The organism is Bradyrhizobium sp. CCBAU 21365, from assembly GCF_015291305.1.
Taxonomy (GTDB): domain Bacteria; phylum Pseudomonadota; class Alphaproteobacteria; order Rhizobiales; family Xanthobacteraceae; genus Bradyrhizobium; species Bradyrhizobium elkanii.
Genome location: NZ_CP030036.1, coordinates 731,812 through 745,596 on the forward strand (window position 1 = coordinate 731,812; position 13,785 = coordinate 745,596).

Here is a 13,785-nt window from a genome sequence, read left to right on the forward strand (position 1 = left end):
CAGATGAAGCGATGGCCGTGCCTCATTGCGGCTTCTGGTATTTCAGGACGAACTCGTCGATCGGCACCGGTGCCTTGAAGACGGGAATGTCCTTGGGGTCCTCCGCATGATGCAGGAAATCGCCCTCGGCCACCAGCTTGAAGCCGGCCGCCTCGATCTCCTGCTTCAAGGTGCTCTCCTCGATCCGGTGCAGCGTCTTGGCGACACTGGTGCCTTCGCCCGCCTTGGCCGAGTGATCCGCGATCACGAGGAAGCCACCCGGCTTGAGCGCGGCGAACATCTTCTTGTTCATCGCGGCGCGGTCGACCGGCAGATAGGTGATGTCGTGATAGAAAAAGAAGAAGGTGATCATGTCGAGGTCCTTGACCTCGCGCGGGATCGGGTCGTCATAGTCCCGCACCACATGGACCACATTCTTCATCGCCGGCGCCTTGGCGCGGGTGTCGAACCTGTCCTTGACGAAACGCTCGAGCACGGTCGCGGAATCCTGCGCGTAGACCTTGCCCGACGGGGCGACGGTGCGCGCCAACAGTTCGGTGCTGTAGCCCGCGCTGGCCGCCATGTCGAGGATCGTCATGCCGGGCTTGACGCCGGCAAAGGCGAGCATCTTTGCCGGTTGCCGGCGCTGGTCGACCTGGCGATCCGCATCGCTGCGATCGGGTGCGGCGACGATCGCGGCGTAGTCGGGATTGGCAGCGTCTTCCGCGCGAACTTGAGGCACGACAAGCAGCGCGGCGGATACGAATGCAATGCAGGCGGCCGCACGTAGGATCGATCTGTTCATGAAATAACCCCGGGCTTTTCGTTGCCCCTGAACATAGCAGCCGGGGCATGACAGTTCACCGCTCCACCGGCGCGACCGACGCGATCGTGATCAGGCCGCTGGAAGCGCTCCGGGTCGTACTTCCCCGAAGAAATGCGGTGTTGCGTTGCACGGCGAGGCGTGGCTAGCATCGCCGGACGGGGCCGATTTACGAAGCCAAAAACGAAACGACGGGGAGCCGGACATGACGACGCAAGCGACGTCCAAGAGGACGTCAGAGGGGACGCCGAAGGGCGCCTGGCAGATCACCTTCCTTCTGTTCCTGTTCATGGTGGTGAACTTTGCCGACAAGATCGTGGTCGGGCTCGCCGGCGTGCCGATCAAGAAGGAAATGGGCCTCACCCAGGAGCAGTTCGGCGATCTCGGCTCGTCATTCTTCCTGCTGTTCTCGATCTCGGCCATCGTCGTCGGCTTCATCGTCAATCGCGTCGCCACCCGCTGGGTGCTGCTGATCCTGGCGGTGATCTGGTCGCTGGCGCAATTTCCGATGGTCGGCACCGTCAGTTTCACGACGCTGGTGATCTGCCGCATCATCCTCGGCGCGGGCGAGGGGCCGGCCTTCTCGGTCGCCGCGCACGCGATCTACAAATGGTTTCCGGACGAGAAGCGCACGCTGCCGACCGCGATCCTGTCGCAGGGCTCCGCGTTCGGCGTGATCCTCGCCGTGCCCGCGCTGAACTGGATCATCGTCAATCACAGCTGGCACCACGCCTTCGGCGCGCTCGGCATCGTCGGCCTGATCTGGGCCGTCGCCTGGTTCGCGCTCGGCAAGGAAGGGCCGCTGGTGTCGACGTCTGCCGTGACGGCCGACGAGCCGCGGATTCCTTATTTGAAGCTTTTGACCTCGCGCACCTTCATCGGCTGCGTGGTGGCAACCTTCGGCGCCTATTGGGCGCTGTCGCTCGGGCTGACCTGGTTCACGTCCTTCATCATCGAGGGGCTCGGCTTCTCGCAGCACCAGGCCGGCTTCGTCTCGATCCTGCCCTGGATCTTCGGCGCGACGATCGTGCTGCTGACCGGCTGGATCTCGCAGCTGATGCTGACGCGCGGCTTCACCACCCGCGGCGCGCGCGGCGTGCTCGGATCGGTGCCGCTGATCGTCGGCGGCGCCATTCTCGCGATGCTGCCCTATGCGCCGCCCGGCGGGATCATGATCGCGCTGCTGGTGATCGGCTCCGGCCTGTGCGGCTCGATCTATGTGGTGTGCCCGCCGATGCTCGGCGAGTTCACGCCGGTGTCGCAGCGCGGCGCGATCATCGCGATCTACGGCGCGCTGTACACGATCTCGGGCATTCTGGCGCCGATGGTGATGGGCAATGTGATCCAGCACGCGGCCACGCCGATGGCCGGCTACATGTCCGGCTTCACCATCAACGCCGCGATCATGGCCGGCTCCGGCCTGCTCGGATTGCTGCTGCTGTGGCCGAATACCGAGCGGGCGCGGCTGACCGGCACGTCGCAGCCGGCAGGCACGATCAAAGGCGCGATGTCGCCGACGTAACGGGGCGCGTGACCTTCCACCCTCCCCTCGAGGGGGAGGGTCGGATCACATTGAGCGCAGCGAAATGTGAGACGGGGTGGGGTGATCTCTCAACACGGGCAGCATCCGTGTGGAGAGACTGTCACCCCACCCCGCTGTGCATTCCGCTTTGCTACATGCCCAGCGACCCTCCCCCTCCAGGGGAGGGTGACGCGGTGGCCGCAGTTCGCATCAATGTCGAGCTCTCTGTAGCCCGGATGAAGCGCAGCGAAATCCGGGGCTGCCCCATCTGCGGACAGAGCTGCCCGGGATTGCGCTTCGCTGCATCCGGGCTACGCGCCGATCGCTGTGTCTCTCAGTTCAAGCCCTGCGCGCCGCGCACCAGTCTGCCCGGGCGCGCGCCGGTGGCCTTGCCCTCGCGCTGGGTCACGATGCCCGACACGATGGTGGCGTCATAGCCGTCGACCTGTTGCAAGAGGCGGCGGCCGCCGACCGGCAGGTCGTAATGCACCTTCGGCGGGTGCAAATGCAGCCGGTCGTAATCGATCACGTTGACGTCGGCCTTGAAGCCAGGAGCGATCACGCCGCGATCATGCAGGCCGACCGACAGCGCGGTCTTGCGCGACTGCGCCGCGACGACGAACGGGATCGAGAGCTTCTCGCCGCGGCTGCGGTCGCGCGTCCAGTGCGTCAAGAGATAGGTCGGGAAGCTGGCATCGCAGATAATACCGCAATGCGCGCCGCCGTCGGAGAGGCCGGGCACGGCACTCGGCTCGCGCAGCATCTCATGCACGGCGTCGAGATTGCCGTCGGCATAGTTCAGGAACGGCACATAGAGCATGCCGCGGCCCTCGTCAGTCAGCATCGCGTCATAGGCGAGCTCTTCCGGCTGCCGGCCCTGGCGGCGCGCCTGCGGGCCGAGCGCGTTTTCCGGCGGCTGCTCATAGTCCGGCGGATTACCCAGGAGGTACATCTTGTCGTAATTCGGCCGGAAGAACAGCGGATCGTCGGTTGCCGTCGCGCTCTCGCTCAGGATCGCCGCGCGCACCTCGGGCCGGCGCAGCTGCGCGAGCCGCTCGGCCAGCGGCAGCCTGGCGATCTCGCGATAGCTCGGATGGGTCTGGAACGGGTTGCGCGACAATTCGAGCCCGAGCAGCAGGCCGACCGGCCGCGCCGCGATCTGGGTCGTGATCGACAGGCCGCGGGCGGCGGCTTCATTGATGGTGTCCATGGTCTGCCGCCAGCGCCGCGGCGCCTTGTCAGCCTGGGCGACCGAGAACGAGATCGGGCATCTTGTGTTCTCGGCGACCCGCAGCATCATCGGCAGGTCTTCGTGCACGGTGCTCTGGTCGAGCACGAATTGCAGCACGCTGCGGCCGACGCCGTGCATCGCGCCGGCGATCGCGGTCAGTTCATCTTCGCCCGCTTTGAGCGTCGGCGTGTAGTCGCCGGTCGAGGTGCGGTGATTGAGCGTGCGCGAGGTCGAGAAACCGAGCGCGCCCGCACGCACGGCGTCGCCGGCGAGCGCCGCCATCGCCTTGTTGTCGTCAGGCGTTGCCGGATCGCGGCGCGCGCCGCGCTCGCCCATGACATAGACCCGCAGCGCCGCATGCGGCAGCTGCGCGCCGACGTCCATGTCGAAGCTGCGCTTCGACAGCCACTCCATGTAGTCGGGGAAGCTCTCCCACGCCCAGGGAATGCCGGCGGAGAGCACCGGCTCCGGAATGTCCTCGACGCCTTCCATCAGCTGGATCAGCCTGGTGTGGTCGCTCGGCCGGCAGGGCGCGAAGCCGACGCCGCAATTGCCCATGATCGCCGTGGTGACGCCGTTCTGCGACGACGGCGTGATGTCCTGGCTCCAGGTCACCTGGCCGTCGTAATGGGTGTGGACGTCGACGAAGCCGGGCGCGACGAGCTTGCCTTTGGCGTCGATCTCTTCCGTGCCTTTTGCCGAGACCTTGCCGACCTCGGTGATCTTGCCGCCTGAGATCGCGACATCGGCTTCATAGAGGTCGCCGCCCTTGCCATCGGCGATCGTGCCGCCGCGGATCACGAGGTCTGGGGTCGAGGTCATGGCATTTCATCCCGAGGCTGTTTTTGGTTGACGGCATCATGGGTCAGCCCCTGATGCTGTCAACCAGCGCCGATGAAGCTCTGGGATGCGCTGGCGACGATTTGCCAGCTGGGATCGAGCGTTGCCGCCCGGCGGAAATTTGTTCCGCCGGGCAACTCGCCGCGAACCTATCGAGCGCCGAAGAACGCTGTCTTCTGGGTCTCTTCGGCCTGCAGCCTCGCGCGCACCCGCATCAGGTCCTTCCAGCCGATATAGCCGACGAGGCGCTGATCCTCGCGCGAGATCACCGGCAGATGCGAGACGTTGACCTGCATCAGGCGGTCGGCGAGCCGGTCGAGATATTCGTCGGAATAGGCGACGGTGATCTTGGTGCCGGCCAGCAGCTGCTTGAGCGTCGCGGTGCGATGCTTGCCGGCGCGGCGCCAGCGCAGCACGGAAGGCGGGTCGATCACGCCGAGCACGTGATGGTTGGCGTCGACGACGGGAAAGCTCGGGTGAGCTGTCTTCGGGTTGGTCAGGAAGGCGGCCGCGCCGTGCAGCGTCATGGTGTCGGCGACGGTCTCGACCGCCTTGGTCATGACGTCGCGCACGCGGGTCAGCGCGAACGGATCGACGCGGTACTCGCGGACCAGATGATGGCCGCGCCGCGCCACCTTCTCGGTCAGGATCGAGCGCCGCATCAGCAGCACGGTGACGCCATGCGCGGTGCCGCAGGCTGCGATCAACGGCAACAGCACATGGGTGTTGCCGGTGAGCTCGACGGCGAAGAAGGTCGCGGTCAGCGGCGAGCGCATCGTGCCGCCCATCGTCGCCGCCATCGCCAGCAACGCCCAGAAGCCGGGGCTCGCTTCAGGCAGATAGCCGCTCAGCGCCGTTCCCATCGCACCGCCCATGATGAGCAGCGGCGCCAGCACGCCGCCCGACGTGCCCGAGCCGAGCGCGACCGACCAGATGACGGCCTTCACCACGAGCAGCAGCAGCGCGGCCCTCAGCACGACGTCGCCGCTCAGCATCGACGCGAGGTTGTCATAGCCGACGCCGAGCGCCTGCGGCTCGATCAGTCCGCCGAGGCCGACCACCAGGCCGCCGATCAGCGGCCACCACATCCAGTGGATCGGCAGCTTGAGGAAGATGTCCTCGCAGCCATAAACCAGTTGGGTGAGCACGCCCGACAGCAGCCCGGAGAGGATTCCGATCAGCATCCAGGCGCCGAGCTGCAGCACCGAGATGTCGACGCCGCCGGTGAACGGAAACAGCGGCGCGGGCATGTGCGGGAAGGTGCGTCCGACCGCCGCCACCACGGCGGCAACGGTGACGGGAATGAAGCTGCGCGGCGTCCATTCGAACAGCAACAGTTCGACCGCGAGCATGATCGCGGCGATCGGCGTTCCGAACACGGTGGTCATGCCGGCTGCGGCGCCCGCCACCAGCAGGGTCTTGCGCTCGTTGTCGCTGACCGGGAGCATCTGCGCGATCAGCGAGCCGATCGCGCCGCCCGTCATGATGATCGGGCCCTCGGCGCCGAACGGGCCGCCGGTGCCGATCGATACCGCCGACGACAACGGCTTCAGGATCGCGACCTTGGGGTCGAGCCGGGAACGGCCGAGCAGGATGGCCTCGATGGCTTCCGGGATGCCGTGCCCGCGGATCTTCTCGCTGCCGAAACGCGCCATCAGGCCGATGATCAGCGAGCCCGCGACCGGCACCAGCACGGTCCAGAGCCCGAGCGGCGAATCCTGCAATTTCAGGTCGGCGAAGCTGAATTGGCCGAAATAGGCGATGTTGGTGGCAAGCTTGATCAGCTGCAGCAGTCCCGCACCGGCCAGCACGCCGGCGGCGGAGACGAACACGGCGATCGCCGAGATCACCACGACGCGGGGATCGGTCGTGAAGTCGCTCAGGAGGTGGCTCGCTTTGTCGCCGATCTTGGCACTGGTCTTGGCGGAGGCGCTCGATTTGGTGGAAATGACACTCATTGGTGGCGTAAGGCTCGGATGAAGTGGACGCGGGGCGTCATATCGCATTACGATATAATTACAAGCGGGAGACATCGAATGACAGCGTTGAAAGGACCGTCGAAATCGCCGAGGCAGGACCCAAAGCGGGTTCCCAACCAGGCCGATTACGAGGCGCTGTCGCAATTTCGCTATCTGATCCGCCGGTTTCTGGAGTTCAGCCAGGATGCCGCGAAGGCCGCGGGCCTGACGCCGCGGCAGCATCAGGCCTTGCTGGCGATCAGGGGGTATCCGGGCGGCGGGCCGGTTGCGGTCGGTGATCTGGCCGAACGGCTGCGGCTTCGTCACCACACCACGGTCGAACTGGTCGACCGGTTGTCCGAGGCCGGGCTGGTCGAGCGCGTGCTCGATCCCGCCGACCAGCGGCGGGTGCTGCTGAAATTAACCGGCCTTGCGGCCGATCATCTCGCCGAATTGTCGGCGGTCCATCTCGATGAGCTGTCGCGGATCGAGCCGCTCCTGAAGCAGGTGCTGTCGCGACGGTCGGAATGACCGCGCCGCACGCACGACGTTCGCGCGTCAGGCGCGCGGGCTGGCGGTCTCGGCCTGATACGCCGAAGCCTGCGGCTTGCGCTCGGTAACCAGAGCAAGCAGCACGGTCAGCACCATGAACACCACGGAGGCGCCGAACACCCAGTGCGGCATGTGCTGGTCCATGATCCAGCCGAACAGCAGCGGGCTGACGATGCCGCCGAAATTGAAGCCGGTGGAGACGATGCCGAAGGCGCGGCCGGCGGCGCCGGGCGGGGCCGCGTTGCGCACCATCATGTCGCGGGACGGCGCGATCACGCCGCCGAGGAATCCGGCGAGCCCCATCGCCAGCGTGAGCGCCACGGGCGGCAGGTTGAGCAGCGCAATCAGCAGCACGAGGGCGGCATTGACCGCGAAGCAAGCCGCGGCGACCTGGCTGTGGCGATGGGTCCAGTCGGCGAGATAGCCGCCGGCGAGCACGCCGGCCGCGCTGGCGCCGAGGAACGCGGTCAGCGCGATATTGGCGGTCGAGAACGACGCGCCGTAACCGCCCATCAGTGCGACCACGCCGAAATTGTTGATGCCCGAGGTCGACAGGCTGAGCAGCGTGAAGAAGGCTGTCAGCACCATCAGCGCTGGCGTGATCACGCTCGCCTTCGATGCCGTGTCGTCCTTTGACTTGTTCTTGTTGGCGCCGGCATCGGGAATGCCGAGCACGATCAGGAACAGCGCCGCCAGCGGACCGACCGCGCCGGCGACGATCAGCGCGCCGAGGCCGCCGATCGAGGCCACGAGTGCCGCCATGATCGCGGGCGCAACCGCGCCGCCGAGGAAGCCGGCGAAGGTGTGGATCGAGAAGGCGCGGCCCATCCGCGCCTCGTCCATATGAGCCGAGAGGATTGCATAGTCGGCCGGATGATAGACGCTGTTGGCGAGGCCAAGCAGCACCGCGCAGACGATCAGCGACGTATAGCTGAGATGCAGGCCGAGCCCGATCAGCGCGCAACCGCCGACGGTCAGTCCGATCAACAGGATCTTGCGCGCGCCGATATGGTCGGCGAGGTAACCGATCGGCGCCTGGGTCAGCCCGGAGACCACCGCGAACACCGTCAGCGCGAGGCCGAGCTCGACATAGCCGACGCCGAGCTGCTGCTTCAGGAACGGGAACAACATCGGCAGCACGAAGATATGGAAATGGCTGACCCAATGGGCGACCGAAATCCCCGTCAGCGTGCGCAGCGCACTGTCGGCCTTCGCTTGCTGCGGTGCGGCCAGAACGTCGACCATGTCGTCGAAAACCCCAGTTCCATAGCGTTTTCAAGCGAAGTGGGTACCGGTTCGCGTGAAGAAAACGCGTCAAACAAGATGCCCGGCAGGGCCAGCCGAAAATAGAGGCTGGCCGCTAATTGTCCATGAACGCGGGTGCATGGCTGCCCCCGGCGCGGGCGTGCCGGATCGACACATGCGGCATTAAAGGCGGCGACAAAGTGTGGCCGTGCGGTGATGATCGGTCATGATCGACGTCAAAAAGCAGCTCCGGGTGCTCGTGTCAGAGGGCTCCAGCACCTCCGGCCGCGAGGCGATCACGATCCTGGGGCTGGCCGGCCATCACGTCGAGGTTTGCGACCCCTCGCGCTGGTGCCTGGCGCGCTACTCCCGCTTCGTCCGCAAATACCACCATTGTCCGCCGCTGCGGTCAGATCCGGCCGGCTTCCTGCGCTTCGTCGAGCGCCTGTTGGCGTTGCGGCATTTCGATGTGCTGCTGCCGACGCATGAACAGGGCTTTCTGTTCGCCCGCGCCGCGGCGGGGCTGGCATCACGTACCGGCCTCGCGCTGCCGGATTTCGCCAGCTACCGCGCCGTGCACAGCAAGGCCGGCTTCAGCCGCCTGCTCGACCGGCTCGGCCTGCCGCAGCCGCCGACCCGGATCGTGACCTCGGCCGAGGAGCTGCGCGAGGCGGTGCGGTTTCCATCCGTGGTCAAGACGTCGGTCGGCACCGCCAGCCGCGGCGTCTGGTTCGTGCGCGATACCGGCGATCTCAATCGTGCGCTCTACGACCTCGAGTCCGCGGACGATTTTGCCGGCGAGGTGCTGGCGCAGGATCTGGTCACCGGCACGGTCGAGAAGGCGCAGTCGGTGTTCTGCCACGGCACGCTTGTCGGCTTCCATGCCTACCGCCAGATTGCGGCCGGTGTCGGCGGCGGCGAGGCGATCAAGGAGAGCGTGAGCCGGCCGGCGATCCGCGCCGGCCTCGAGACCATCGGCGCGCATCTTCGTTGGCACGGTGCGCTCTCGGTCGACGTCATCATGCCGCTCGACAGCGCAACGCCGCTGCTGATCGATTGCAACCCGCGGCTGGTCGAGCCGATGAACGCCTTTCAGTCGGGCGTCGATCTGGTCGATTTGCTGTTGCGCGTCTCGCGCGGCGAGACCCCGGCGCCGCTGGCCGAGGGCCGCGCCGGGGTGCGGACGCATCTGGCGATGCAGGCGCTGCTCGGCAGTGCATCGCGCGATGGCACGCGGCGTGACCTGATCCGGGAATGCGGCCGCATCGCCACGGGCGAAGGGCACTATCGGGGCAGCAGCGAAGAGCTGACGCCGGTGCGGCTCGACTGGCTCAGCGCCGTGCCGCTGGCGATGACCACGGCGTTGCTGCTGGCATCGCCGCAGATCGCCTCGTCGCTGGCGCGCGGCGGTTTTGGCGCGCATCTGCTCGATCGCAGTAGTATCAGGATGATCGAGGGCGAGGATTTCGCCTAACTCTATCCCCAGGTCGTCCCGGCGAAAGCCGGGACCCATATGTGGACGGCCCCCGTGGCACAAGAGCTTTTTGGTGAGATCGGATCGCTTGCATCCATATGTCCGGCCTGTTGAGTGCGATCGGGTCGATCGCTGGCCAAGATGGGTTGCGCGATGCGAGTTCCAAACAACCAGGCGACCTGTTGACGGCCGATGGGTCCCACGGATTGTCTCGCATCGTTGCTCGATCGATCGCTCCATCTGCTCCTGCAGCTCCGGGTCGACCGGCGAGCGAGCCCGCCGGCCGGCCAATCTGTTAGGTGGCCGGAATGGGATTCATCCGTGCCACATCGTAGCTCTCACCTGTTGCCATCAGCTTCCAGGCGATGCGGGCCACCTTGTTGGCGAGCGCCACGGCCGCAAGCTTCGGCGGCTTGCGCTGGATCAGTGCCAGCAGCCAGCGCGAGTGATGACCGCGCCCGCGCCTGGCCTGCTGGATCACCGCCGTGGCCCCGATCACCAGCAGCCGTCGCAAGTCCTCGTCGCCCGCCCGCGTAATCTTGCCGAGCCTGGTCTTGCCGCCGGTGGAATGGTCTTGAGGTGTGAGGCCGAGCCAAGCCGCAAAGTGCCGGCCGGAACGGAAGGCAAGCGGATCCGGCGTCTTCATCACCAGCATCGTCGCAATGATTGGACCGATCGAGGGGATCTGCGCCAGACGCCGACCCGTGGCATCGGATCGGTGCCAGGCCATCAGCTTGGCTTCGATCTCCCCAAGCTCGCCCTCGAGCCTGGCGTACTCGCGGCCCAGCACGACAAACAACTCGCGCGCCAGGGCGGGAAGCGTCTCGTCCTGCGCAATCCGCGCCAGCAGCGGCTCGACCTTGTCGACCCCTTTGGCTGCGATCAGGCCGAACTCCGCCGCATGGCCACGGATCGTATTGCCAAGCTGGGTGCGCCGGGCGATCAATCCATCGCGGATACCCGTCAGCATCAGCGCGGCCTGTTGCTCGGCCGTCTTGACCGGCACAAAGCGCATGCTCGGCCGGCCCATCGCTTCACACAGCCCTTCCGCATCCCGCCCGTCGTTCTTGTTCCGCATCACGTAGGGCTTCACCAGTTGCGGGGCCATCAGCTTGACCTCATGGCCGAGCTTGCCAAGCTCTCGCGCCCAATGCTGCGAGCCTCCGCAGGCCTCCATCCCGATCACCGTCGGCGGTAACTTGGCGAAGAAATCCAGCACCTGCTTCCGCGACAGCTTCTTGCGCAACACAACCTGCTCGGCTGCATCAACCCCATGCAGCACAAAAATATGCTTCGACGTATCCATACCGATGCGGATAATCTCTCTCACGGACGGCTCCCTTGTCTGAGATTTGCAACAACCTCATTCTGGCACAACTGATGCCGTAGGGGGCCGTCCACCCCATCAACCACGAATGGTTATTGGTGGGCGATGGTGGAACGACGAGTCCCATTCACGACAGCCGCCGCGGAGTATGGGTCCCGGCTTTCGCCGGGACGACGCTGGGATGGATATCGTCCTACAACGGCTCGTCATCATTGCCGTCGAGCTTCGGCGTGGCGATGTCGCCGTCCTCGTAATAGTCATCGTCCTGCAGCGCTGCGGGCGGCGGAGGCTTCTTCGACTTGTCGTCGGTCTTGTCTTTGGTCTTGGCGCCGTCCTTGCTCGTCTTTCCGGCCTTGGCCATGCGTTTCCCCTGCACGGGTCAAATCAGCTGCCGGAATTCTACTCCAGTTTGCGGACGCTTGTAACGTGATGAGAGGGTACGGCGGAGTCACACCCCGTCCCACCGGATAGCTCTAAAACGTCGCGCCGGCCTTTACCATGTAGGTGCGGCCGGGCAGCGGATAGGCCGAGAAGCGGCCCTCCGTGAACGTGCTCGCGATGGCGTAGTCGTAATAGAGCGCGTTGAACAGGTTGTTCACGCTCAGCGACCAGAAGAAGCGGTCATATTGCCCGCTCAGCTTGATGTCGGCGGTGGCGTTGCCGGGAATCCGGCTCTGGATGTTGGCCTGGTCGTTGTCCATGATGCGCGAGCTCCAGGCCCGCACCGTGGCGTCGAACACCAGATAGTTCTGCCAGATATTCCAGGTCACGCCGAGATTACCGGTGTAGCGCGACACCAGCGGCACGTCGTTGCCGGCCCAGATGCCTTCGCGGAAGACCGCGCGGGTGATCGCCATGCCGCCGCGCAGGGTGACGCTGTCGCTGACCTTGAGCGCCGCGCTGGTCTCCGAGCCATAGCGGCGGGTGGGGTCGAGGTTGGTGTTGAAGAACAGCACCGGGTTGAAATGGATCTCGTTCTCGAGATCCATCAGATAGACGCTGGTTTGGACCTGGAAGCGGTTGGTCCTGACGCGAAAGCCGCCCTCGACGTCCTGCGAGGTCTGGGTCTTGAGCTGGAACGTCTGCGGGATCGGGGCGAAGGTCAGCGGGTCGAATGACGGACCCGACGCGACGCGTTCGTCGACATCAGGCGTGCGGAATGCGCGTGCCGCGCGGCCGAACACCGAGAAGGTGTCGGTCAGGCGATGCTCGACACCGACATGCAGCGCGTATTGCGTCTCGTTGCTGTCGAGCGGTGCCGCCTGCGCGTCGAACGCGAACGGCGCGTTCGGGTCGTAGCGATCGCGCGCCGAGACGCTGGTGTTCTGCACGCGCGCGCCGTAGGAGAAGTCGGTCGTCGGCAGCACGCCGATCGTGTGCTGCCAGTAGCCGGCCACGGACTGCTGCTCGATATTGTAGATGTGGAACGGGTCGACGCCCCGATAGGCGCCGCGCGCCTCGCGGAAAGTCGAATCGTAATAGTCGATGCCGGTCAGGATCGTCGACGGCATCCCCAGCATCACATTCTTGACGCTGAGCCGCGGCGTGAGCGACCAGGTCTGCAGCGCGGCGTCATTGTAGGTCGAAGCGAAGCTGATGGTCGGCACCGTGCCGAAGAAGCCGCTCTGCGTCTCGCGCTGTCGCCAGCCGCCGTCGACGATCAGGTCGACGCCGTTGATCAGCGTCCTGGTGAAGCCGGCGGTGATGCTCGCGGTCTGCTGGTTGGCGTAGTCGAAGGGCGTCGCGGCGCCGCGGCGATCGGTGAGCAGCTCGTTGACGCCGATCGACGGATCGACCAGCCGTCCGCCGGGCAGGCCGAGCTTCTGGTCGCTGCCGGTGACGGTGAGGAAGGCGGTGAGATCAGGCGTGGTGTAGTTGATGTTGCCGACCGCGTTGCGCTGGTCGAGCGCATTGTTGACGCGGTAGCCGTCGGATTTGATGCCGTTGCCGTAGAATGAGGTGGACCACGGTCCGGAATTGAGCGCCGCGGAGACCGCGGCCATGCGGGTGTTGAACGAGCCGATTCCGGCCTCGGCCCGCATCGTCGTCGGCGGGCCGCCGACGCCGGTCTTGGTGATGATGTTGACGACGCCGCCCACCGCGTTGTCGCCGTAAAGCACGGCGCCGCTGTTGCCGCGCGTGATCTCGATTCGCTCGATGGAATCGAGCGGGATCGTGGTGAGGTCGAAGCCGGCCTTGTCGACGTCGTTAAGGCGGCGGCCGTTGAGCAGGAAAAGGGTATTGTCGGTCGCGAATGCGCCGAAGCCGCGCAGGTCGACCGACGTCTTGGCGCCGTTCGGCCCGCCATAGGGCGTTTGCAGCTGCACGCCCGGCACCTGCGCGAGAATCTCCGGCAGTGACTGCACCGGCGAATGTGCGATGTCGTCGGCGGTGATCACGGCCGAGGAGGAGCCGACAATGCCGGCGAACTGGCGGCCGCTACCGCTGCCACCCGTTCCGGTGGCCACGCCGCTCCCTGTCGTGCCAGATCCGCTGCCGCTGCCCGTATTGTTACTCTGCGTGGTGCCCGGCGCCGGGCGGCGCGGCGCCGGCGCTTCGTCGGCGGCCGGCCTGGCGCGCGTGACGTTCTGGTCGCCCGGCTTGGTGACTTCGATCGCCGGCAGCTGATCGGGAGCGGGCGCCTGCTGCGCCCGCGCGGCGGGGACAAGGATAGCCGGCGCGATCACCGTCGACGCGAGCAGAAGCGCGCGGTGCCGCCGATGAAAAGGGAAGGAGAACATAAGCGAGGCCTCGGCAACGTCAGTGGCACGTCACCGCGAACCAGTCTCACCATCGTGCTCACGGCATCAGGTGAAGCTCATGCCTGTACTCCC

10 protein-coding genes are annotated in these 13,785 nt (G+C 66.0%); 3 read left to right on the plus strand and 7 right to left on the minus strand.

The genetic code is table 11. From position 1 onward, the window contains the following. Nucleotides 1–22: 22 nt before the first annotated feature. Nucleotides 23–784 (minus strand): class I SAM-dependent methyltransferase, encoded by a 762-nt coding sequence (locus XI02_RS03265; protein ID WP_172645981.1) that lies wholly within the window; start codon nt 782–784, stop codon nt 23–25. Nucleotides 785–1,007: 223 nt separating this feature from the next. Here XI02_RS03265 and XI02_RS03270 point away from each other — a divergent pair, with 223 nt between their 5' ends. Then, nucleotides 1,008–2,324 (plus strand): MFS transporter, encoded by a 1,317-nt coding sequence (locus tag XI02_RS03270; protein ID WP_016839781.1) that lies wholly within the window; start codon nt 1,008–1,010, stop codon nt 2,322–2,324. 334 nt (nt 2,325–2,658) lie between these two features. Here the strand turns inward: XI02_RS03270 and XI02_RS03275 are convergent, their stop codons facing one another. Together XI02_RS03275 and XI02_RS03280 are read right to left on the minus strand one after the other, a co-directional pair. Next, a complete protein-coding gene (locus XI02_RS03275) occupies nt 2,659–4,377 on the minus strand; it encodes an amidohydrolase family protein (RefSeq protein ID WP_018269481.1) in 1,719 nt (572 codons plus the stop codon). A 167-nt stretch (nt 4,378–4,544) separates the two neighbouring features. Continuing rightward, the gene (locus XI02_RS03280; protein ID WP_172645980.1) at nt 4,545–6,353 is read right to left on the minus strand and encodes a chloride channel protein; all 1,809 of its coding nucleotides are present in this window, start codon (nt 6,351–6,353) and stop codon (nt 4,545–4,547) included. Nucleotides 6,354–6,431: 78 nt separating this feature from the next. On the opposite strand from XI02_RS03280, the gene XI02_RS03285 reads away from it, so the two are divergent. Continuing rightward, nucleotides 6,432–6,884, plus strand: coding sequence for a MarR family winged helix-turn-helix transcriptional regulator (locus XI02_RS03285; protein ID WP_016846984.1), 453 nt, complete (start codon nt 6,432–6,434; stop codon nt 6,882–6,884). Nucleotides 6,885–6,911: 27 nt separating this feature from the next. Here XI02_RS03285 and XI02_RS03290 read toward each other — a convergent pair whose 3' ends face one another. Next, a complete protein-coding gene (locus tag XI02_RS03290; RefSeq protein ID WP_172645979.1) occupies nt 6,912–8,150 on the minus strand; it encodes an MFS transporter in 1,239 nt (412 codons plus the stop codon). Between the two features lie 226 nt (nt 8,151–8,376). Between XI02_RS03290 and XI02_RS03295 the strand changes: the two genes are divergently transcribed. Continuing rightward, on the plus strand, nt 8,377–9,624 hold the full coding sequence (locus XI02_RS03295) for a hypothetical protein (protein WP_172645978.1): 1,248 nt from the start codon (nt 8,377–8,379) through the stop codon (nt 9,622–9,624). Between the two features lie 295 nt (nt 9,625–9,919). Here the strand turns inward: XI02_RS03295 and XI02_RS03300 are convergent, their stop codons facing one another. From XI02_RS03300 to XI02_RS03310, 3 genes are all read right to left on the minus strand, one after another. Beyond that, the gene (locus XI02_RS03300; protein ID WP_026192254.1) at nt 9,920–10,954 is read right to left on the minus strand and encodes an IS110 family transposase; all 1,035 of its coding nucleotides are present in this window, start codon (nt 10,952–10,954) and stop codon (nt 9,920–9,922) included. Between the two features lie 190 nt (nt 10,955–11,144). Continuing rightward, entirely contained in the window at nt 11,145–11,312 is a 168-nt protein-coding gene (locus XI02_RS03305) for a hypothetical protein (RefSeq protein ID WP_172645976.1), read from the minus strand. A 112-nt stretch (nt 11,313–11,424) separates the two neighbouring features. Continuing rightward, nucleotides 11,425–13,692, minus strand: a complete 2,268-nt coding sequence (locus XI02_RS03310) for a TonB-dependent receptor (protein ID WP_172645975.1) — start codon at nt 13,690–13,692, stop codon at nt 11,425–11,427. Nucleotides 13,693–13,785: the final 93 nt, after the last annotated feature.

Bases quoted from the DNA above. Each gene is read 5' to 3' on its own strand.
- XI02_RS03265 (WP_172645981.1), bottom strand. From the start codon at position 784: ATGAACAGATCGATCCTACGTGCGGCCGCCTGCATTGCATTCGTATCC.
- XI02_RS03270 (WP_016839781.1), top strand. From the start codon at position 1,008: ATGACGACGCAAGCGACGTCCAAGAGGACGTCAGAGGGGACGCCGAAG.
- XI02_RS03275 (WP_018269481.1), bottom strand. From the start codon at position 4,377: ATGACCTCGACCCCAGACCTCGTGATCCGCGGCGGCACGATCGCCGAT.
- XI02_RS03280 (WP_172645980.1), bottom strand. From the start codon at position 6,353: ATGAGTGTCATTTCCACCAAATCGAGCGCCTCCGCCAAGACCAGTGCC.
- XI02_RS03285 (WP_016846984.1), top strand. From the start codon at position 6,432: ATGACAGCGTTGAAAGGACCGTCGAAATCGCCGAGGCAGGACCCAAAG.
- XI02_RS03290 (WP_172645979.1), bottom strand. From the start codon at position 8,150: ATGGTCGACGTTCTGGCCGCACCGCAGCAAGCGAAGGCCGACAGTGCG.
- XI02_RS03295 (WP_172645978.1), top strand. From the start codon at position 8,377: ATGATCGACGTCAAAAAGCAGCTCCGGGTGCTCGTGTCAGAGGGCTCC.
- XI02_RS03305 (WP_172645976.1), bottom strand. From the start codon at position 11,312: ATGGCCAAGGCCGGAAAGACGAGCAAGGACGGCGCCAAGACCAAAGAC.
- XI02_RS03310 (WP_172645975.1), bottom strand. From the start codon at position 13,692: ATGTTCTCCTTCCCTTTTCATCGGCGGCACCGCGCGCTTCTGCTCGCG.